Origin of the sequence: Polymorphobacter multimanifer (assembly GCF_014205635.1) — a bacterium.
In the GTDB taxonomy this organism is placed as follows: Bacteria; Pseudomonadota; Alphaproteobacteria; order Sphingomonadales; family Sphingomonadaceae; genus Sandarakinorhabdus; species Sandarakinorhabdus multimanifer.
Window position 1 is genome coordinate 14,739 of sequence record NZ_JACIIV010000022.1, and the last position, 19,998, is coordinate 34,736.

Below are 19,998 nucleotides of genomic sequence, written 5' to 3' on the forward strand. Positions count from 1 at the left end.
GCTCAACCTGCGACCGCAGCGCCGTCTTCCTTCCGGAAGTCCGACGGCGGCCGCGCCTCGAGCACTTCGAGAACCCTCTCCGAAGGACGTGCAAGCACGATGCCCCTCGGTGTGATCACCACAGGCCGATTGATCAGGATCGGGTGCTCCACCATCGCGGCAAGAATGGTGGCATCATCGGCATTGTCGAGCCCCATCTCGTCCGCCGGCGTGCCCTTGGTGCGCAGGAGCGCACGGGCGCCACCCACGGCTTGAGCTGCGGCGGCCAGCGCCGCGGAGTCCGGCGGTGTGTCGAGATAATGCAGGACCTCGGGCTCGACGCCAGTTGCGCGGATCATCGCCAGCGCGTTGCGCGACGTGCCGCATTTAGGGTTGTGCCAGATCACCACACTCATCGTTTCGGCCCCGCTCATTCCGTTGCCGGCAATCTATCGGAAGGTGCGATGGCGGCAAGCGGCCTGACGTTGACTGGGCTGGCAAAAGCGCAGGATTGCGCCGCTGGACCTGGCAGCGCACAAGCGCTTCGTCAGAAGGAGACGCACATGGCCGGGCCACTTTCCGGGATCAGGATCATCGAGCTGGCGGGCATCGGACCAGCTCCCTTTGCCGGAATGATGCTTGCGGACCATGGTGCCGAGGTGATCCGCATCGAGCGGCCTGGGGCGCGGCTGGACGCGAAGGATCCGTTGCTGCGCTCGCGGCGGGTTGTTGCGCTGGATCTGAAGTCGGCCGAAGGCAAGGCGGCGGTGCTCGACCTTGCAAAGACCGCGCATGGGCTGATCGAAGGATTTCGCCCCGGCGTGATCGAGCGAATGGGGCTGGGGCCCGACGTGCTTCACGCGGCCAATCCGGCGCTGGTGGTTGGCCGGATGACCGGTTGGGGGCAGTTCGGCCCCTATTCCCAGGCGGCCGGGCACGACATCAACTATATCGCGCTTGCCGGCGCGCTTCATGGCTATGGCCGGGCGGGCGAGAAGCCGACCCCTCCGATCAACATGGTGGGGGACTTCGGCGGCGGCGGCATGATGCTGGCGTTCGGCATGGTGTCCGCGCTGCTGCATGCGCAGAAGACCGGTGAAGGTCAGGTGATCGATTGCGCAATGACCGATGGTGCCGCGACGCTGATGAGCATGATCTGGGGCTTTCGCGCCAATGGCATCTGGCGCAACGAACGCGGAGTCAATTTGCTCGATACCGGCGCGCACATGTACGACACCTATGAGACCAGCGACGGCAAATGGATCAGCATCGGCAGCCTCGAGCCCCAATTCTATGCCGAACTGCGGGTGCGGGCCGGGCTGAAGGATGATCCCGATTTCGATGCGCAGATGGACAGTCGGCAGTGGCCGGTGTTGAAGGCGAAGCTGACGGCGCTGTTCCTCACGAAGACCCGCGATGAATGGTGCGCGCTGATGGAGATGACCGATGTGTGCTTTGCCCCGGTGCTGAGCATGGCGGAGGCGCCCCGGCATCCGCACAATGCAGCGCGGCAGACCTTCATCGAGGTTGATGGCGTGATGCAACCGGCGCCCGCCCCCCGCTATTCCAGAACCGTCACCGATTTGCCGTTCATGACGACGAAGTGGGACGATCAACTCAAGGGGTCGGGGGGCTGAGCCCCCAGCCGCCGGAGGCCTGCTTGCTCGCACCCTACGCCACCCGCCCCGAACGCGGCCGTCGCCATGACGAGCCCGGCAGTGCCACGCGTGGACCGTTCCAGCGCGACCGGGACCGGATCATCCACAGCACGGCGTTCCGGCGGTTGCGCTACAAGACGCAGGTGTTCGTGGCGCCCGATGGCGACCATTTCCGAGTGCGGCTGACGCACAGCCTTGAAGTGGCACAGATCGCGCGGACGCTGGCGCGGGCGCTTAGGCTCGACGAGGATCTGACCGAGGCACTGGCGCTGGCGCATGACCTGGGGCATCCGCCTTTCGGACACAGCGGCGAGGACGCGCTTGAGGCGGTGATGGCTCCCTGGGGCGGGTTCGACCACAATGCGCAGACAGTCAGAATCGTGACCCGGCTCGAGTGCCGTTACCCCGGCTGGGATGGCCTCAACCTGTGCTGGGAAACGCTGGAGGGGCTGGCGAAGCACAATGGCCCGATTTATCTGCCCGGCTGGGCGATGGCGGCGGCGGATGCGGATTGGCCGCTCGATCTTTCGAGCCATGCCGGGCTGGAAGCGCAAGTGGCGGCGATCGCCGACGACATTGCCTATGACAATCACGATCTCGACGATGGTATCCGCGCCGGGTTGTTCAGTGTCGACGAGGTGGCCGAGGCGGTTCCGTTCACGGCGGACACGCTGGCGGCGGTGCGGACGCGCTGGCCGGGGGTGGCGGCGCGGCGGCGGCTGGTGCCCGAAGTGGTGCGCGCGCAGATCGGCCGGATGACCGACGATCTGCTGGAGGAGACACGGCGGCGGCTCACGGATCTGGCGCCGGCAAATGCCTCGGATGTGCGCGCTGCTGGGCGCACGCTGGTGGGTCTGACGCCGAACATGGCAGCGCAGACACGGGTGTTGAAGGATTTTCTGCGGTCGCGAATGTACCGGCACCCGCGGGTGGTGGCACTGCGTGATCCGTCGCAGGAAGTGGTGGCCGATGTCTTCCGGGCGCTGCACGCCAACCCCGAAGCACTTCCGCAGGACTGGCAGGCAGCGATGCCTGCCGATGAGCCGGCACGGGCGCGGCATGTCGGCGATTTCGTGGCGGGGATGACCGACCGTTTCGCCCTGCGCGTCTATGAGCGACTGGTGGGACCATCGCCGTTGCCCGAGGATGTGTTATTGTAGCGCCATGGAAAACTGGATCATCCCGCAAGACTGGGCGCATTTCACCCCGCAAGATCATATTGTGTGGGACACGCTCTACGCCCGGCAATCGGCGCTTCTGCCCGGCCGTGCGGCAGCGGCCTTCATCGACGGTTTGGAGCGGCTGGAACTGAGCCGCGGCGGCATTCCCGAATTCGGCGCCCTTTCGGAGCGGCTGCATGCGCAGACCGGATGGCGGGTGGTGGCGGTGCCTGGGCTGGTGCCCGACGATGTTTTCTTCCGGATGCTGGCGGCCCGGATATTTCCGGCGGGCAACTTCATCCGCCGGCCCGACCAGCTCGATTATCTCGAAGCGCCCGATGTGTTCCATGATGTGTTCGGCCATGTGCCGCTGCTGTCGGACCCGGTCTTTGCCGATTACATGCAGGCGTATGGCGAGGGCGGGCTAAGGGCGCTGGAACTCGGTGCGCTGCCCGCATTGGCGCGGCTCTACTGGTATACGGTGGAGTTCGGTCTGGTCCGCGAGGCCGGTGGCCTGCGCATCTATGGTGCCGGCATCGTCTCTTCGGCAGGCGAAAGCCGGTTCGCGCTTGAGAGCGAGAGCCCCAACCGGATCGGCTTCGATCTCGAGCGTCTGCTGCGCACACGCTACAAGATCGATGAGTTCCAGGCCGTATATTTCGTCATCGAAAGCTTCGAGCAGCTCCTGCGTGCGACGCTCGATACCGACTTTGCGCCGCTCTATGCTCGGGTCGGCACGCTGGCTGAACTTGCGCCGGCCGATGTGCTGGCGAGTGACCGGCTTTTCACCCGCGGCGCTCAGGCGAGTGCCAGCAAGTCCCTGGCGGAAAGCCCGAGCTGATCGATCCGCGCCTGCACCCGCGGCCATTCCTGCTGCAGGAAGTGCTCGCGTTCGCTGGCGAGAAGCTTGTCGGCCGCACCTGCGGCGGCAAACAGGCCGACCCCCTTTTTGGCGACGACAAGCCCGGCGGACTGAAGCTCCTGATAGGCCTTGGCGACGGTGAGCGGATTGACCTTGGCGCTGGCCGCCAACGCGCGCACCGATGGCAGCAGCGCGCCGTCGCCGTCGGCAAGAATCCGGCCGACGATCCGGTCCCTTATCTGGAGATAGATGGGTTTGTCACCGGTCAGCATCGCTGTTGTATCCGCCTCCCACACTCGTCCGTCAACTCTGCAATGTCGCCGCATGGCTTGTGCGCTTCATGCAGCAGCGTTAACCGACGAGGATGAGCGAAGCGGCGATCGAGATCAGCGGGCTGGAAAAGACCTATGCCGGCGGCAAGGTGGCGCTGCATGGCATCGACCTGACTATTCCGCGCGGCAGCATCTTCGGGCTGCTCGGGCCGAACGGTGCCGGCAAATCGACGACGATCAACATCCTGGCCGGGCTGGTGAACAAGACCGGGGGCAAGGCGCGCATCTGGGGCTTCGACATCGATGAGCACGGTCGCAATGCCAAGCGGTCGATCGGGGTGGTGCCGCAGGAGATCATCTTCGACGCCTTCTTCACGCCTTTCGAGACGCTCGAACTGCAGGCCGGCCTGTTCGGCATCGCCAAGGCACAGCGGCGCACAATGGAGCTGCTTCGCGCGGTGCGGCTGGAGGACAAGGCGCACGCTTATTCGCGCACGCTTTCCGGCGGCATGAAGCGGCGGCTGCTGGTGGCCAAGGCGCTGGTGCACAATCCGCCAGTGCTGGTGCTCGATGAGCCGACGGCCGGGGTTGATATCGAGCTGCGTGCGCTGCTGTGGGAGTATGTTCGCGAGTTGAACGCCGGCGGCACCACGGTGGTGCTGACCACCCATTATCTCGAAGAGGCCGAGGCGTTGTGTGATCGCATCGCCATCATCAACCATGGCCGGGTGGTCGCCAATGCCGACACACGGTCGTTGCTGGCCGATGCCGGGGACAAGGTGCTTGTCGTCACACTGGCAGACGAGCTTGCGGCCGTGCCGGTGGGGGTGCCGTGCAAGGCCGCGATCGACAGCAGTGGGCGCGTTCTCACCCTCACCTACGACAAGCGCAGCCAGAACGCCGGGCAGATACTGGCGCACATCACCGCCGCCGGTCTGCAGGTGGTCGATGTGTCGACGCAGGATGCCGACCTCGAGGATGTATTCCTCAAGCTGACAGCGAGTGCCTGAGACATGACCCGCCGGGCGCCGCATGATCCCCATGCCCATGATGTCATCGTCATCGGTTCGGGTGCGGCCGGGCTGACGGCGGCGCTTAACCTGGCGCAGCACTTGAAGGTAGCGGTGCTGGCCAAGGGCGATCTCGATGCCGGCAGCACGGCATGGGCGCAGGGCGGCATTGCCGCGGTGCTCGAAGCCGGGGACACGTATGAAAGCCATATCGAGGATACGATGGTGGCCGGCGCCGGGCTCAACCACCGTGCCACGGTGGAATATGTGGTGGAGAAGGCGGCCGCCGCCATCGATCGGCTGGCGGACCTTGGCGTGCCCTTCAACGAAGGCGGCGATGGCACCAACCGCTGGCACCTGACCCGCGAGGGCGGGCACAGCCACCGGCGGATCGTGCATGTCGATGATGCCACCGGCTGGGCAGTGCAGCAGGCGCTGCACCATGCAGCGGCCCATCACCCCAACATCACGCTGGTGCCGGGCATGGTGGCACTCGACCTGATCACCGAGCGGCATGTCGAGGGGGAGCGCTTCGCCGCGCGCCGCTGCCACGGCGTTTATGCCTTCGACACCGAAGCCCGGCAGGTGCGGCGCTTTGTTGCGCGTGCGGTGGTGATGGCGACGGGGGGGGCAAGCCGGGTCTACCAGTACAGCACCAACCCCGATGGCTCGACGGGCGATGGCATCGCCATGGCTTGGCGCGCCGGTTGCCGGGTTTCGAACATGGAATTCAACCAGTTCCACCCGACGTGCCTTTACCATCCGCAGGTCAAGAACTTCCTGGTGTCCGAAGCATTGCGCGGCGAGGGCGGCCGGCTGATGCTTCCGAGCGGCGAGCGCTTCATGGAGCGGCATGACAAGCGGCTCGAGCTCGCACCCCGCGATGTGGTGGCGCGTGCCATCGATGCCGAGATGAAACGGCTGGGGCTGAGCCATGTGCTTCTCGACATGAGCCACCTCGATCCGGATTTCGTGCGCGGCCATTTTCCGATGATTCATGGTCGGCTGCTCGACCTGGGAATCGATTGCACCATCCAGCCGATCCCGGTGGTGCCGGCGGCGCATTACAGTTGTGGCGGCGTGCTCGTCGATCTTGCGGGGCGCACCGACCTGCCGGGGCTTTGGGCCGCTGGTGAGGTGACGCAATCGGGGTTGCACGGCGCCAACCGGTTGGCGTCTAACTCGTTGCTCGAATGCCTGGTGTTCGGCCAGGCGGCCGCGGACGACATCATTGCCGGCTGGCAAGACCGTGCGCCGCAGCCGGAGATCAGGCCTTGGGATGAGAGCCGGGTTACCTCGTCGGACGAGGAAGTGGTGGTGGCGCACAACTGGGCCGAGCTTCGGCGCTTCATGTGGGATTATGTCGGCATCGTGCGCACCGACAAGCGGCTCGAGCGGGCCAGCCACCGGGTAAAGCTGCTTCGCAAGGAAGTGCAGGATTATTATGGACATTTCCGGGTGACGCCCGACCTTATCGAGCTGCGCAACCTGGTGACGGTGGCGGATCTCATCGTCCGCTCGGCGCGGCAGCGGCGGGAAAGCCGCGGGCTGCACTTCACCACTGATTATCCGGCAACGCTGAACGAAGCGCGGGATACAGTGCTCGACCCGGTGCTGGTGCGCAGCTGAGGCCGGGGATGACCCGCCGGCTTGCCATCCGCATCCTGGCCGGGTTCGGCGGCGTGGCGCTGCTGCTGCTTGTCATTCTGGCAGCGTTTCCCTGGGATCGATTGCGCGGTCCATTGGAACGGCAGCTGTCCGAAGATTTTGCGCGGCCGGTTCGTATCGGCAGCATGGAGCGGGTGGACAGCTTCTCCCTTTCGCCGAGGTTGCTGGTGCGGGATGTTCGCGTACCGCAGGCGGATTGGGCCGGCCCGGGCGATCTCGCCCGCATTCGCGAGCTCGAGATCGGATTTCGGTTGCTGCCGATGCTTCTTGGTCGCTTGCAGGCCACGAGTGTGAGCATAGCCGGGGCCCGGCTCGACTTTGTCCGCGATGCCGAGGGGCGCGAGAGCTGGTCGACTGGCGAGGGTGGCGATGGCACCGACCTGTCGTTCATCGAGCGGCTGGAAGTTTCCGACTCCTTGATCCGCTACCGCGACGCCAAGCAGGACCGGGCATTCACGGCCACATTGACCGCAACCAGCGAGCGCGGGATCGACCTTGCCGGCAGCGGCACTATCCGCGGTGCCCCCGTCCGGATCGTGGCGCATGGTGATCCGCTGCCGATGGGTGGCGCTGTCGCTCCCTGGCCGTTCCACGCCGAGATCGAGGGCGAGGCGATCGACATGCGGCTGGTCGGCACCATGGACCGACCGCTCGATGTCGACCATTTCTCCGCCACCATGACGGGCCGCGGGGACGACCTGAAGCGGCTCGACGCGATCATCGAGGCCGGGCTGCCCGGCACCCAGGAGGTCAGGATGAAAGCCGATGTGCGACGTGACTTTCCGGACTGGACGATCATGGGGCTGGTCGGCAGCATCGGGAGATCGGAACTGGCCGGCGAGGCGGTGATCCGCAAGCGGGGCGAGCGCTCGATCATCGAGGGGCGGATCGAGGCGGCGCAGCTCGATTTCGATGACCTGGCGTCGGATGAGGGACTGCGGCGGGCAGCGGAAAAGCGCGAGCGCGTCGGCCCGCGGTTGATCCCCGACACTGCCATAGACCTCAAACGGTTGGCGCGAACCGACATCATGCTGGATTTCTCGGTGAAGCGCCTGCTTTGGCCCGGGCCGTCGCCGCTGCAGACGATGCAGGGGCGGTTCGTGCTCGACCGCAGCCGAATCGTGGTGAAGCCGCTGACGATCGGGCTTGCGGAGGGTCGCATGAACGGTGAAGCGGTGATCGACCAGCGGGGGCCAAGTGGGCTGGCGCCGGAGCCGATGCTCACGCTTGCCATCGATCTCGATCGTGCCAGCCTTTTCGAGTTCGCGCCCGATGCGGGGGTGGATGGCCGGTTGGCGGCGCGGCTTCGTCTCGCCGGGCCGGGCGGGACGGTGCGCGAGGCCATTGGCCGCTCGACGGGGACGGTGACCATCTTCGCCCGGGATGGCGAGCTGCCCGACCGGACGGCGTCGTTGCTCGGGCAGGACATCGGACGTGGGATCACCGGAAGCAGGGAGAAGCAGGCAGTGCTCAACTGCATGATTTTGCACATGGATGTGACCGATGGCGACGGGAGGATGCGCCCGATGGTGATCGACACCTCGCGGGCGGTCAGCCGCTTCAGCGGACGTGTGGGCCTTGCGGATGAGCGGCTTGGCCTGACGATGATGGGGGCGCCCAAGCAGAACAGCGTGCTTCGGCTCGATGCGCCGGTCCGCATATCCGGAACGATCAAGGATCCGGATGTGCAGCTTCCCGAGAAAGCACGGTCGGCGGGCAATGTGCTGCGGATGCTCGGCAGGGCGATCACCGGGGACCAGGCGCCGCTGGCCACCTCGATCGATTGCGCGAACGAGATGGCCAGTCGGGGCTTCGATTTCTAGGAGCGGACAGCGACCATCGTCGGGCGGCGGCGGCGCATCGCGGCCCCCACCAGGCCGAAACCGCCGATCAGCATGGCCCAACTGGCGGGCTCGGGCACGGCGCCGGCGGTGATGCCGGTAAGGCCGGTTATGCCGACATTGCCGATGAAGCTGCCGGTGCCGGTCGTCTGGCTCACCTGGTAAAAGCCGTCGTTGACCGAGAAGAAGCCGTTGCCGCTCACCCCCGAGATGTCGAAGGCGACCCGGTCCTGCACCCCGAAGCTGACGCCGAGCGGGCCGAAGGCTTCGCCGGCGAGATTGGTATTGGTGTAAGTGCCGGCATTGGCGTTGGTCGAGCGCACCAGGCCGCCGCTGAAGGCGTCGAGGCCGTAGAGCGTGGTGGTCGTGGCGCCGACGACGTTGTTGGTATAGGCGGCGGCGACGAGATCGAAGGCGGAACTGCCGTTGAGGGTGAGCGCGCCATCCACGATCGTGCCGGCCGGCGGGCCGACGAGGGTCGGATCATTGGGGTTGATGCGCAGGTTCTGGTTGGCGTCGCTGACGAAGCGCAGCCGATCGACGGTCGGGTTGAAATCGGTTCCGAAGTTGGTGCCCGAAAGCGGCACGGTGAGGGTGCCGACCGAAGTTGCGGTGTAGTTGCCGCCGCTTGGATCACGAGTGATGGCGTAGAGGCTGCCGCTGGTGCCAACGCTGTAGAGGGTGCGGTTGGTTGCGCGCAGATCCAGGCCGGTCAGCCTGTCACCATCGGTAACGCCGGAAATCGAGCCGGACGAGAGAATGGTGTCGGGCGCTGCAGAATTGAAGGTGACGATGTTGTTGTCGGTCGTCAGGCCGAAAAAGCGTTCTGCCTGGGCCTGTGATGTCGCGAAGGTCGCCGCGAGCACAAAAGCTCCCATTTTCAAGTGATTACGCATGTCCATCTCCCATTATGGTTAACATGCCCCCACTCAGGAACGGTTCAGAGACCAATAGGGATGCACCCCTCCTGAAATTAATCAGGTATTTACCGCACAGCTCCCAGTTCGCGCACATCGGTGAGCCGGCCGGTGATGGCAGCTGCGGCGGCCATGGCAGGGGAGACGAGATGGGTGCGGGCGCCCACACCCTGGCGTCCGACGAAATTGCGGTTGCTGGTGGAGGCGCAGCGCTCGCCGGCTGGAACCTGGTCGGGGTTCATGCCGAGGCACATCGAGCAGCCGGGCTCGCGCCATTCGAAGCCGGCTTCGATGAAAACCCGGTCGAGCCCCTCGGCCTCGGCCTGGCGCTTGACCAGCCCCGAGCCGGGCACCACCAGCGCCTGGCGGACGCCTGCGGCGACCTTGCGGCCGCGCGCCACTTCGGCCGCCACGCGCAGATCCTCGATGCGGCTGTTGGTGCAGCTGCCGATGAAGATGTTCTCCACCGCGACATCTTCCATGCGGGTGCCGGCGGTGAGCCCCATGTAATCGAGCGCCTTCGCGGCGGCGGCGCGCTTGCCGGGGTCGGCGAAGCTGTCGGGGGCGGGAACGCTGCCGGTGATCGGCACCACATCCTCGGGGCTGGTGCCCCAGGTGACGAGCGGGGCGATGGCGCTGCCGTCGATCTCTATGACGCGGTCGTAGGTGGCGCCTTCGTCGGTGCGCAGCGTCTGCCAATAGGCGATGGCGGCTTCGAGTTCCGCTCCTTCGGGAGCGCGGGGGCGGCCGCGGACATAGTCGAAGGTCTTGGCGTCGGGTGCCACCAGCCCGGCGCGGGCACCGGCTTCGATCGCCATGTTGCAGACGGTCATCCTGCCTTCCATGCTCAGGGCTTCGATGACGGGACCCGTGTATTCAAGAACATAGCCGGTGCCGCCGCCGGTGCCGAGCGCGCCGATGACGGCCATCGCCACATCCTTGGCGGAGATGGAGAAGCCCAGCGTGCCGGTGACGCGGACTTCCATCGCTTTCGAGCGGCGCAGGAGCAGCGTTTGCGTGGCGAAGACATGCTCGACTTCGGAGGTGCCGATGCCGAAGGCGAGGGCTCCGAAGGCGCCGTGCGTGGCGGTATGGCTGTCGCCGCAGACGATCGTCAGGCCGGGCAGGGTGAAACCCTGCTCGGGGCCGATGACATGGACGATGCCCTGTTCGGGGGCATTGATGCCGATGAGTTCGACGCCGAAATCGGCGCAGTTGGTGGTGAGGGCATCGAGCTGGGCGCGCGACATCGGATCGAGGATCGGCTCGGCGCGACTGGTTGTGGGGACATTGTGATCGGGCACCGCGAGGGTGAGATCGGGACGCCGCAGGCGCCGGCCGGCCATGCGCAAGCCCTCGAAGGCCTGGGGGGTGGTGACCTCGTGGATGAGGTGGCGATCGATGTAGATCAGCGCGGTGCCATCATCGAGGGTGGCGACGACATGATCGTCCCAGATTTTTGCGTAGAGGGTGCGGGGGGCGGTGCTCATGCTGTGGCGCTTGCCGCATTGGCGCAGCGGAATCCAGCCCTGCTTTGGCCGGGTCTCCGCTGCGCGGAAACAGTGTCAGGCAAACTGGACGAAGTTGACAAGATTGACTCGAAACGCGGTTTTTTTGGCAAACACGGGGGAGGAGGGCAGTTTGCGGGGGTTGGTTTCGTGTGGATTGAGGCGACGGGCATCGGAACATGATGACCGATTTCGTCTGTGTAGGACAGGGGCGGTTGGGCTGTTGGTCCTTGGGCCCCGGGCCCCCGGCCTTCGCCGGGGCAGGCAAGCCCTGGGCGGCGGAGGTGGCTGGATTTGGGCGCGCGGCGGGACGTGCGCGGGACGTTGCCGGTTGTTTCGGGGTGAATCGGGTCAGTTTGCGGCGGCGAGCACGGCTTCGACGCTGGGGCGGACGCGGCTGTCCTCTTCCATCAGCCGCGCCTTGATGATGCCGTCGCGGCCGATGACGAAGATCGCGGGGCGGGCGACGCCGACGGCGCGGCTGCCGGCGGTGAATTGCGGATCACGCAACTGCCAAGCGTCGATGACGCGCGAACGGATGTCGGAGAGCAGCGGCCATTTGATGTTGCGCTCCTCGGCCAGCTTGTTGAGGAACGCCGGGGGATCGTAGCTCAGTGCCACAAGATTATATCCCCTGGCGGCCAGTGGTGCTGCGGCTTGTGCGTTGAGCTCGCCGAGCTGGGCCTTGGAATAGGGGCTCCAGCTGGCCGACTGGAAGAATACCAGCACGGTGCCGGCGCTGCCCTGCAGGCTTTGCAGCGTTTGCGGCCGGCCACGCGAATCATGGACATCAAGCGGCGGGGCTTTTTCGCCGACCGCCGGGATGGCGGCGGCGGGGGCCGTGATGAGCGCGGCGGCGATGGCGAGTGTGCGGAGCATTCAGTTTTCCTGGGCCAGGCGCGTGCCGGCTATGTCTCATCAATATCGAGCAAAGGCAGTTGCTGCGCCACCCCTGGCGGGGGTTTGATGCCGAGGTGCGACCATGCGGGGCCATTGAGGACGCGGCCGCGCGCGGTGCGGGCGACGAGCCCCTGCTGGATAAGGAAAGGCTCGACGACCTCTTCGAGCGTGTCGCGGGCTTCGCTGAGACCTGCTGCGAGCGTCTCGATGCCGACCGGCCCGCCGCGATAGAGATCGGCGATCATGATGAGATAGCGCCGGTCCATCGAATCGAGGCCGAGTGCATCGACTTCGAGGCGGTTGAGCGCGCGGTCGGCAGCGCGGGCATCGACGGTGACGGTGCCATCGGCGTGGACGAAATCGCGGACCCGGCGGAGCAGCCGGCCGGCGATGCGCGGGGTGCCGCGGGCGCGGCCGGCGATTTCGCGTGCCCCTTCGGGGGTGAGATTGAGGGCGAGGAGCGTGGCGGCGCGGGCGATGACGCGCTCGAGTTCGGCGACGGTGTAGAAGTTGAGGCGCAGCGGAATGCCGAAGCGATCGCGCAAGGGGGTGGTGAGCAGCCCGGCGCGCGTGGTGGCGCCGACGAGGGTGAAGGCCGGCAGGTCGATGCGCACCGAGCGCGCCGAGGGGCCTTCGCCGATCATGATGTCGAGCACCCGGTCTTCCATCGCCGGATAGAGGATCTCCTCGACGGCGGGTGCAAGGCGGTGGATCTCGTCGATGAACAGCACGTCGTGATTGTCGAGATTGGTGAGGATGGCGGCGAGATCGCCGGCCTTGGCGATGACCGGGCCCGAGGTGGCGCGAAAACCCACGCCGAGCTCGCGCGCGACGATCTGGGCGAGGGTGGTCTTGCCGAGGCCGGGGGGGCCGTGAAGGAGGACATGGTCCATCGGCTCGCCGCGGGCGCGGGCGGCGGCGACGAAGACACCGAGATTGGCGCGCAGCTGCTCCTGGCCGACGAATTCGGCGAGGGTTTTGGGGCGAAGTGCTGCGTCGATATCGTCGGGCTTGCGGATGGGATCGAGCGGGCTGTTCATTTGGCGGTCTTGCGCAGGGCGAGGCGGAGGAGGGCGCTGACGTCGGCGGCGTCACCGAGTTCGGCCTGGGCTTCGGCGACGGCGCGGCTGGCTTCCATCGGGCGGAAGCCGAGGCCGGCGAGGGCGGTGAGGGCATCGGCGACGGCGCTGTTGCCGGCGACGATGATGGGGGCCGCACCGCCGAGTGCGACGGCGCCGAACTTGCCCTTCAGTTCGTTGGCGATGCGGCTGGCGAGTTTGGGGCCGACGCCATTGGCGCGGGCAATGCTGGCGGTATCGGCACTGGCGATGGCGTGGGCGAGTTCGCTCGGGCCGAGCACGCCGAGGATGGCGAGGGCGACGCGGCCGCCGACGCCCTGCACGCCGGTGAGCAGGCGGAAACTGTCGCGTTCGGCGAGGCTGAGGAAGCCGAAGAGCTGGATGGCATCTTCGCGGACCTGGGTTTCGATGTGGAGGGTGACGGAGGTGCCGGGGGTGAGGCCGCCCAGCGTTTTGGCACTGGCGCTGACGAGGTAGCCCACACCGTTCACATCGATGACCGCGGCTTCGGCGGCGACCGAATCGAGCAGGCCCTTGAGCTTTGCGATCATGGCTTCTGGCTCATTGGGGCCGGCCGCGCAGATGGGCGTGGGCGATGGCGACGGCCAGCGCATCGGCGGCGTCGGCACCCGTGACCTTGATGCCGGGGAGGAGGCGCTCGACCATCGCCTGGACCTGCGCCTTTTCGGCCGCACCCGTGCCGGTGAGCGCCTTTTTGACGAGCCGGGTGGAATATTCATGGACCGGCAGGCCGGCGCGGCCGGCGGCGAGCAGCACGACCCCGCGTGCCTGGCCGAGCTTGAGGGTGGATTGCGGATTGGCGTTGACGAAGACTTCTTCCACGGCTGCCTCTGTTGCCCCATGCGCGGCGATGACGGCCACCAGGCCATCGTAGAGGGCGACGAGGCGTTCTGCCAGCGGGGCTGCAGCGGCGGTTTTCACCGTGCCATGGGCGATGTGGCGGAGGCGGTTGCCGCTGGCCTCGATGATGCCCCAGCCGGTGGCGGCGAGGCCGGGGTCGAGGCCGATGATCAGCCTCATGGGTTGGGAGAGACGGGGACCTCGCGGCGTGCCAGCGTGACGAAGCTTTCGCTGCGCAGCTTCCAGCCCGTCGGCGTGGGCACCCAGACGGCGAGATATTCGCCGACCAGCTGGTCTTCATCGCCATCGGGGGTGAGACTGCGGCCGAGCCAGGTGCCGCGCTCCATGGCGCGTTCGCGGCGCTCGGCGATGGTGATGACCTCGGGGGTGCGCTCGAAGGTGATGAAGGCGGGGTTCTTGAAGGCGCGCACGAAATAGGCGGTCATCGCGGGGCCGCTGTCGATCAGTTCGCCGCCGCTGCCGGCCAGCCCCTTGTAGCCGGGGCCGAACAACGCGCTGATGGTGGCGGCGTCCCGGTTCAGGATGGCGGCGTTGTAGCTGGCGCGGGCGGTGCGGATTTCGGCGACGTCATCGGCCGTGGCGGGGGTTGCTGCCAGCAGCGTGAGTGCAGTGAGCAGCGACCTCACAGTGCCTCGAGAACATCGTCGGGGACGTCGTAATTGCCCCAGACGGTCTGCACGTCATCGTCTTCCTCGAGCGCGTCGATGAGCTTGAGGAGCTGGCCGGCGTCGTCGGCACCCACGGTGACCATGGTGCCGGGCTTCCAGGCGAGCTTGATGCCTTCGGCGTCCCCGAGCACGGCTTCGAGCGCCTTGGCGACTTCGTGCATGCCATCGATCGCGGTCCAGATTTCGTGGCCGTCCTCGCTCGACTGCACATCCTCGGCACCGGCTTCGAGGGCGGCTTCGAAGACCTTTTCGGCGCCGCCGGTTGTGGCGGGGTAGGAGATGAGGCCAAGCCGCTCGAAGCCATGGCTCACCGAGCCCGAGGCGCCGAGGTTGCCGCCGCCCCGCGACACGATGGTGCGGACGTTGGTGGCGGTGCGGTTGCGATTGTCGGTGAGGGTTTCGATGATGAGGCTGACGCCGCCGGGGCCGAAGCCTTCGTAGCGGATTTCCTCATAGGATTCGCCCTCGGTGCCTTCGGCCTTCTTGATGGCGCGCTCGATATTGTCCTTGGGCATGCCGCCGGCGCGCGCGGCGAGCACGGCGGCGCGCAGCCGGGCGTTCATCGCCGGATCGGGAAGCCCCATCTTGGCGGCGACGGTGATCTCGCGGCTGAGCTTGGAGAAGAGAGCGGAGCGCTTCTTGTCCTGCGCACCCTTGCGATGCATGATGTTCTTGAATTTGGAATGGCCTGCCATGGTATCCGTGCTGGTTGTTGCGTTTCCCAGCCGCCTCCTACGCCAAGCCTGCCGGTTGGGGAAGCATTGTGGAACCCGAGATCGATCCTGCTCCTGATGCAGCACCCGGGCACGACCAGTATGTGACGCTCGAATATGACTTTCTGAAGCATCTCACGTCGCTGAGCTTGATCGCCATTGGAGGGGCGTTGACCTTCGCCGGCTCGATCTTTGCAGAGGCTCCCGACAAGACCCGGCTCTGGCTTGCGATTGCCGTTTTCATTGCCTCGGGCACACTTGGCTTCACAGGCCAGCACACTTTGCTCAAGCAGCAGCGATTGCGGCGACCGTTGGGGCGCAGCGTATCCTTCTGTCGGGAAGTCGGCATGGGGCTGTTCGGGCTCGGTGCCGGCACTTTGGTGGCCTTTGCCTATGGCGCTTTGGGCGCGCCGACGCTGCTTCCCGATTTTGGCGCGGCTACTCCAGCCGCACTGCCGTCCCCGACAGGGCGACCATGATCATCGATTCATTGGCACCGAGCGTGGTGTAATCGAGATCGACGCCGACGATGGCATTGGCGCCGCGGGATTCGGCTTCGGCGACCATTTCGGCAGTGGCCTGATCGCGGCCCGTGCGGAGGGCCTGCTCATAGCTGCCGGCGCGGCCGCCGACGATGTCGCGGATGCCGGCAAAGAAATCGCGGAAGATGTTGGCGCCCATGATCGCCTCCCCGGCGACGACGCCGAGATGCTCGACGATGCGGCGGCCTTCGATGGTGTGGGTGGTGCTGATGATCATCTCATGCCTCTCCTACAGCATTGGCAAGCATGACGCCGCAGAGATGGGCGCGATACTCGGGACCGGCATGGATGTCGGTGTTGAGATCGGCGGAATCAAGGACCAGGCCTTTGATAGCGGCGGGTGAGAAGTCGTTTTTCAGCGCGGCTTCGGCTTGTGGCCAGCGGAACACGCCCGGGCCGGCGCCGATGATGCCGACGCGGACCTCGCCATCGGCGAAGCGGGCGACGAACACGCCGACGATGGCATAGCGCGAGGCGGGGTGGCGGAACTTGGCGTATGCCGCGCGCTCGGGGATGCGGAAGCCGATGCGGGTGATGATCTCGCCGTCTTCAAGGGCAGTGGCGAACATGCCCTGGAAGTAATCGTCGGCGCTGTGGGAGGCGCGGTCGGTTTCGATGACTGCGTCCATGGCGACGGCCATGGCGGGATAATCGGCGGCGGGATCGTTGTTGGCCAGCACGCCGCCGATGGTGCCGCGGTTGCGGACCATGGGATCCCCGATGAGGAGGGCGGCGCGGGCGAGGCCGGGGATGGTGGACTGGACAGTTGCATCATCGGCGACGGCGGCGTGGGTGGTGAGGGCGCCGATCCAGAGGCGATCGGCCTCGTGGTGCACGCCGGTGATGCCGGGCAGGGCGCTCAAGTCGATGAGGGTGTCGGGCATGCGCAGCCGGCTCTTCATGGCGGGCAGCAGGGTGTGGCCGCCGGCGAGATAGGCGGCTTCGCCGCCGCTCGCGAAAGCCGCGGCGGCTTCGGCGAGCGTTGTCGGGCGGGAGAGGGCGAAATCACGCATCGACCGTCTCCCCCATGGCGCGGGCACCGGTGACGATGGCCTTGACGATGTTGATGTAGCCCGTGCAGCGGCAGAGATTGCCTTCGAGATCGTGGGTAACCTGCTCCGCGGTGACCTGGGTGCCGTGGCGGCGGACGATTTCGAGGCCGGCCATCACCATGCCAGGGGTGCAGAAGCCGCACTGCAGGCCGTGCTCGGCCTTGAAGGCTGCTTGCATGGGATGGAGCATGTCCCCATCGGCCAGCCCTTCGATGGTGGTGACTTGCGTGCCGACGGCCTGCGCTGCGAGCAGGGTGCAGCTTTTGACAACCTTGCCGTCCAGCAGCACGTTGCAGGCGCCGCACTGGCTGGTGTCGCAGCCGATGTGGGTGCCGGTGAGGCCTAGCTCGTCGCGGAGCATGTCCACGAGCAGCGTGGCGGCGGGCACGTCGGCGCTTCGCTCGGTGCCGTTTATCGTCAAGCCGATTTCCATGGCGTCTCTCCTATCCGCGTGCGGCGAACATCGCTTTCATGCCTGCCGTCTGTTCTGCCACGGCGCGGGCGCCGATGTCGCTGGCCTTGGCGCGTGTCCACCATGCCGCCAAGCCGGGGGTGGCGTCGAGCAGCTTTGCGGTGCCGAGCCCGGCATCGAGCGCATCGAGGAAGTAGAACAGCGGGATGAGGGCGGCATCGGCCTGACTGAAGCTGTCTCCGATCGCGAATTCATCGTCATTGCCACGGAAATGCTCGATATAGCCGAGCGCTCCCGCAACGCCGGCCATGGCGGCGGGGACGCCTTCGGGCTTGTCCCGCGCGGTGAACAGGCCGCCGAGATGGGGGACCATATAGACATCGGCGAGGCGCACGAGCAGCCGGGTGCGGGCCTGCGCCTGGGGGTCGGCGGGGAGGAGGGCGGGGCCGGGGAGGACAGCATCGAGATAGTCGGTGATCGGCTGGCTTTCGGGCAGCGCGAAATGGCCATGGACGAGGAGCGGCATCTTGCCCGTGGGGGTGAGCGCCAGATACTCCTCGCATTTGATGCCGCCGGGAAACTGGTCGACCGCGATATCATGGCCCTTGGCGCGCGCCGCCAGTACCGGGCGCATGACGAAGGGCGACAGCAGGCCGCCGTAGAGCTTGAGATCGTCGACCAATTTCCGTCCGCCTCAGTCCGCAAGGCCGAGTGCGGCCTTGTATGTTTCCAGCAAGGCTTCCGCCTCGGCGCGAGCGTTGGCATCCATCGCGCGCAGCCGGACGATGGACTTCATCGTCTTGGTGTCGAAGCCGGTGCCCTTGGCTTCAGCATAGACATCCTTGATCTGATCGGCGACTGCCTTCTTCTCTTCCTCGAGGGTTTCCACCCGCTCGATGAATTGCCGCAACTGCGCTGCCGACACGTTTTTGTTCACGCCCATTCCTTCCACGGATTCGGATAAGCGCCTGTGCTAGCCTGCCGCCGCATAAAGGCAAGGGTGCCGGGGTCAGTGCGCGTTCTTCGCCACGCTCTCCGCCATGCGGGACAGCTGATCGGGGGTGGCTTCGCCCTGGTGATGGGCCTTCCACTCGGCCTGGCTCATGCCGTAGACGGCTTCGCGGGCGGCGGCCTTTTCCAGCTCATGGCCCTGCTCGGTGGCGGCTTCGTGGAGCCAATCGCCGAGGCAATTGCGGCAGAAGCCGCCGATGCCCATCAGATCGACATTCTGGACATCGGTGCGGTGGCGGAGATGCGCCACCAGCCGGCGGAAAGCGGCGGCCTGCAGCCGGTCGCGGGTTGGTTCGTCGTCGAAAATTGCCGTCATGATCGTGTCTCCCATGGTCAGCCGCGGCGCATCGCCTTAGGCTGGATGCATGACAGCACATCTCCAGCCAAGAGCCCGCCGGGTCAAGATTCTCGCCACCCTCGGGCCGGCGTCGAACAGCCTCGAGGTCATCATGGCGCTGATCGCGGCGGGTGCCGATGCGTTTCGGGTCAACATGAGCCATGGCGCGCACGCCGACCATGCGGCGCGGATCGCCACGGTACGCGAGGCGGAAAAGGCATCGGGCCGGCCGGTGGCGATCCTTGCCGATCTGCAGGGGCCCAAGCTCAGGGTGGGACGCTTTGCCGGCGGCAGCGCACAGCTCGAGGCGGGGCAGGCGTTCCGGCTCGATGCGGATGCAACGCCCGGCGACGCGACGCGGGTGCAGCTTCCGCACAAGGAGCTGTTTGCGGCGCTGAAGCCCGGTGCGCGGCTGCTGGTGGACGATGGCCGGCTGGTGCTGCGGGTGATGGCGGTGGCGCCCGAGACGATCGACACGCGGGTAGAAGTGGCGGGGCGCATCTCCGACATGAAAGGGGTGAATGTGCCCGATGTGGTGGTGCCGCTGCCCGCCCTGACGGCCAAGGACCGGGCCGACCTGGGCTTTGCGCTCGACCAGAATGTCGACTGGATCGGCCTCAGCTTCGTGCAGCGGCCCGAGGATGTGGCGGAGGCGCGGGCGCTGATCGGCGGGCGGGCGGCGCTTCTCGCCAAGATCGAGAAGCCGGCTGCACTCGAGCGGCTGGCGGAGATTCTCGAGCTGGCCGATGCGGTGATGGTGGCGCGCGGGGACCTGGGCGTGGAGCTGCCGCCCGAGCGGGTGCCGCCGGCGCAGAAGGCGATCGTGGCGGCGGCGCGCCAGTGCGGGAAGCCGGTGGTGGTGGCGACGCAGATGCTCGAATCGATGATCGATGCGCCCACGCCGACGCGTGCCGAAGTCTCGGATGTGGCGACCGCCATTTATGACGGAGCGGATGCGGTGATGCTGTCGGCCGAATCGGCGGTGGGGAAATATCCACTGGCGGCGGTGGCGATGATGGACGCGATCGCGCGGTCGGTGGAGGGCGATGCGAGCTACCAGGCGCGGGTGAACTTCACCGAGATCAGCGCCGGCAGCAGCACGGCCTCGGCGATCAGCCATGCCGCAGCGACCATCGCGGTCGATATCGGGGCGGCGGCGATCGTGTGCTTCACCATCACCGGCAGCACCGCACTTCGGGCGGCGCGCGAGCGGGCGCCGGTGCCGATCCTGTGCCTGACGCCGCGGGCCAGCACGGCGCGGCGGATGGCGCTCGCCTGGGGTGTGCACAGCGTGACGACGCGCGATGTGGCGAGCTTCGAGGAGATGGTGGCGAAATCCCGCCGGATGGCGTTGCGCACGCATCTGGCGCGCGCCGGCCAGCCGCTGGTGCTGATTGCGGGCGTGCCGTTCAGCACGCCGGGCAGCACCAATGTGGTGCATGTGGTGCGGCTGACGGGGGATGAGCTGAAGGACCGCTGAGGGGGTTCTCGAACCGGGAACCGGACGGGGTCAAAGCTGGTTGGCCG

General features: G+C 66.7%; 24 protein-coding genes. 8 read left to right on the forward strand and 16 right to left on the reverse strand.

All coding sequences use genetic code 11. The annotated features are described in order from the left end of the window. Nucleotides 1–2: 2 nt before the first annotated feature. Nucleotides 3–413 carry an arsenate reductase (glutaredoxin) gene (gene arsC / locus FHS79_RS14065; RefSeq protein WP_207792364.1) on the reverse strand — a complete coding sequence of 137 codons (411 nt, stop codon included), beginning with the start codon at nt 411–413 and terminating at the stop codon, nt 3–5. Between the two features lie 129 nt (nt 414–542). Between arsC and FHS79_RS14070 the strand changes: the two genes are divergently transcribed. Genes FHS79_RS14070 through phhA form a run of 3 tightly spaced genes read left to right on the forward strand, consistent with a single transcriptional unit; the run spans nt 543 to nt 3,638 of the window. After that, nucleotides 543–1,616 (forward strand): CaiB/BaiF CoA transferase family protein, encoded by a 1,074-nt coding sequence (locus FHS79_RS14070; protein ID WP_184201397.1) that lies wholly within the window; start codon nt 543–545, stop codon nt 1,614–1,616. Between the two features lie 23 nt (nt 1,617–1,639). Then, nucleotides 1,640–2,797 carry a deoxyguanosinetriphosphate triphosphohydrolase gene (locus tag FHS79_RS14075; RefSeq protein WP_184201400.1) on the forward strand — a complete coding sequence of 386 codons (1,158 nt, stop codon included), beginning with the start codon at nt 1,640–1,642 and terminating at the stop codon, nt 2,795–2,797. A 4-nt stretch (nt 2,798–2,801) separates the two neighbouring features. Continuing rightward, nucleotides 2,802–3,638: a phenylalanine 4-monooxygenase gene (gene phhA, locus FHS79_RS14080; RefSeq protein ID WP_243452902.1), complete on the forward strand. Its 837-nt coding sequence runs from the start codon at nt 2,802–2,804 to the stop codon at nt 3,636–3,638. Here the strand turns inward: phhA and FHS79_RS14085 are convergent. Beyond that, complete coding sequence (locus tag FHS79_RS14085) at nt 3,596–3,931, reverse strand: GntR family transcriptional regulator (RefSeq protein WP_184201406.1); 336 nt, start codon at nt 3,929–3,931, stop codon at nt 3,596–3,598. The genes phhA and FHS79_RS14085 overlap by 43 nt on opposite strands. A 92-nt stretch (nt 3,932–4,023) precedes the next feature. On the opposite strand from FHS79_RS14085, the gene FHS79_RS14090 reads away from it, so the two are divergent. The 3 genes from FHS79_RS14090 to FHS79_RS14100 are packed head-to-tail and all read left to right on the forward strand — an operon-like array spanning nt 4,024 to nt 8,432. Beyond that, on the forward strand, nt 4,024–4,941 hold the full coding sequence (locus FHS79_RS14090; RefSeq protein ID WP_184201409.1) for an ABC transporter ATP-binding protein: 918 nt from the start codon (nt 4,024–4,026) through the stop codon (nt 4,939–4,941). A 3-nt stretch (nt 4,942–4,944) separates the two neighbouring features. After that, nucleotides 4,945–6,570 carry an L-aspartate oxidase gene (gene nadB, locus FHS79_RS14095; RefSeq protein ID WP_184201412.1) on the forward strand — a complete coding sequence of 542 codons (1,626 nt, stop codon included), beginning with the start codon at nt 4,945–4,947 and terminating at the stop codon, nt 6,568–6,570. 8 nt (nt 6,571–6,578) lie between these two features. Beyond that, nucleotides 6,579–8,432 carry an AsmA family protein gene (locus FHS79_RS14100; protein ID WP_184201415.1) on the forward strand — a complete coding sequence of 618 codons (1,854 nt, stop codon included), beginning with the start codon at nt 6,579–6,581 and terminating at the stop codon, nt 8,430–8,432. On the opposite strand, the gene FHS79_RS14105 is transcribed toward FHS79_RS14100, so the two are convergent. The 8 genes from FHS79_RS14105 to FHS79_RS14140 form a co-directional block, all read right to left on the reverse strand. Continuing rightward, complete coding sequence (locus FHS79_RS14105; protein ID WP_424022269.1) at nt 8,429–9,352, reverse strand: DUF4394 domain-containing protein; 924 nt, start codon at nt 9,350–9,352, stop codon at nt 8,429–8,431. The genes FHS79_RS14100 and FHS79_RS14105 overlap by 4 nt on opposite strands. 83 nt (nt 9,353–9,435) lie before the next feature. After that, nucleotides 9,436–10,857 (reverse strand): 3-isopropylmalate dehydratase large subunit, encoded by a 1,422-nt coding sequence (gene leuC, locus FHS79_RS14110; protein ID WP_184201421.1) that lies wholly within the window; start codon nt 10,855–10,857, stop codon nt 9,436–9,438. Between the two features lie 369 nt (nt 10,858–11,226). Further along, nucleotides 11,227–11,754 carry a peroxiredoxin family protein gene (locus FHS79_RS14115; protein ID WP_184201424.1) on the reverse strand — a complete coding sequence of 176 codons (528 nt, stop codon included), beginning with the start codon at nt 11,752–11,754 and terminating at the stop codon, nt 11,227–11,229. Nucleotides 11,755–11,783: 29 nt separating this feature from the next. Further along, entirely contained in the window at nt 11,784–12,815 is a 1,032-nt protein-coding gene (gene ruvB / locus FHS79_RS14120; RefSeq protein WP_184201427.1) for a Holliday junction branch migration DNA helicase RuvB, read from the reverse strand. Further along, nucleotides 12,812–13,405: a Holliday junction branch migration protein RuvA gene (ruvA, locus tag FHS79_RS14125; protein ID WP_184201430.1), complete on the reverse strand. Its 594-nt coding sequence runs from the start codon at nt 13,403–13,405 to the stop codon at nt 12,812–12,814. The genes ruvB and ruvA overlap by 4 nt, the downstream gene beginning before the upstream one ends. Nucleotides 13,406–13,415: 10 nt before the next feature. Beyond that, entirely contained in the window at nt 13,416–13,895 is a 480-nt protein-coding gene (ruvC, locus tag FHS79_RS14130; protein WP_184201433.1) for a crossover junction endodeoxyribonuclease RuvC, read from the reverse strand. Further along, entirely contained in the window at nt 13,892–14,362 is a 471-nt protein-coding gene (locus FHS79_RS14135) for a DUF4440 domain-containing protein (RefSeq protein WP_184201436.1), read from the reverse strand. The genes ruvC and FHS79_RS14135 overlap by 4 nt, the downstream gene beginning before the upstream one ends. Continuing rightward, on the reverse strand, nt 14,359–15,099 hold the full coding sequence (locus FHS79_RS14140; protein ID WP_184201439.1) for a YebC/PmpR family DNA-binding transcriptional regulator: 741 nt from the start codon (nt 15,097–15,099) through the stop codon (nt 14,359–14,361). Before FHS79_RS14140 ends, FHS79_RS14135 begins: the two co-directional genes overlap by 4 nt. Before the next feature lie 68 nt (nt 15,100–15,167). Between FHS79_RS14140 and FHS79_RS14145 the strand changes: the two genes are divergently transcribed. Beyond that, on the forward strand, nt 15,168–15,596 hold the full coding sequence (locus tag FHS79_RS14145; protein WP_184201443.1) for a hypothetical protein: 429 nt from the start codon (nt 15,168–15,170) through the stop codon (nt 15,594–15,596). On the opposite strand, the gene FHS79_RS14150 is transcribed toward FHS79_RS14145, so the two are convergent. The 6 genes from FHS79_RS14150 to FHS79_RS14175 all read right to left on the reverse strand — a co-directional run bounded on the left by FHS79_RS14150 (nt 15,556) and on the right by FHS79_RS14175 (nt 18,465). After that, the gene (locus FHS79_RS14150; protein ID WP_184201446.1) at nt 15,556–15,876 is read right to left on the reverse strand and encodes a heavy metal-binding domain-containing protein; all 321 of its coding nucleotides are present in this window, start codon (nt 15,874–15,876) and stop codon (nt 15,556–15,558) included. The two genes, FHS79_RS14145 and FHS79_RS14150, sit on opposite strands and share 41 nt — an antisense overlap. A 1-nt stretch (nt 15,877) precedes the next feature. After that, complete coding sequence (locus FHS79_RS14155) at nt 15,878–16,672, reverse strand: FAD binding domain-containing protein (protein ID WP_184201449.1); 795 nt, start codon at nt 16,670–16,672, stop codon at nt 15,878–15,880. After that, a complete protein-coding gene (locus tag FHS79_RS14160; RefSeq protein WP_184201452.1) occupies nt 16,665–17,144 on the reverse strand; it encodes a (2Fe-2S)-binding protein in 480 nt (159 codons plus the stop codon). The genes FHS79_RS14155 and FHS79_RS14160 overlap by 8 nt, the downstream gene beginning before the upstream one ends. Nucleotides 17,145–17,154: 10 nt before the next feature. Further along, a complete protein-coding gene (locus FHS79_RS14165) occupies nt 17,155–17,805 on the reverse strand; it encodes a glutathione S-transferase family protein (RefSeq protein ID WP_184201455.1) in 651 nt (216 codons plus the stop codon). Between the two features lie 12 nt (nt 17,806–17,817). Then, nucleotides 17,818–18,060 carry a DUF2312 domain-containing protein gene (locus tag FHS79_RS14170; protein WP_243453604.1) on the reverse strand — a complete coding sequence of 81 codons (243 nt, stop codon included), beginning with the start codon at nt 18,058–18,060 and terminating at the stop codon, nt 17,818–17,820. A 72-nt stretch (nt 18,061–18,132) separates the two neighbouring features. Continuing rightward, nucleotides 18,133–18,465, reverse strand: coding sequence for a DUF1244 domain-containing protein (locus FHS79_RS14175; RefSeq protein WP_243452903.1), 333 nt, complete (start codon nt 18,463–18,465; stop codon nt 18,133–18,135). Nucleotides 18,466–18,499: 34 nt separating this feature from the next. Here FHS79_RS14175 and pyk point away from each other — a divergent pair, with 34 nt between their 5' ends. Then, complete coding sequence (gene pyk / locus FHS79_RS14180) at nt 18,500–19,951, forward strand: pyruvate kinase (RefSeq protein WP_184201464.1); 1,452 nt, start codon at nt 18,500–18,502, stop codon at nt 19,949–19,951. The last annotated feature ends 47 nt before the right edge of the window (nt 19,952–19,998 follow it).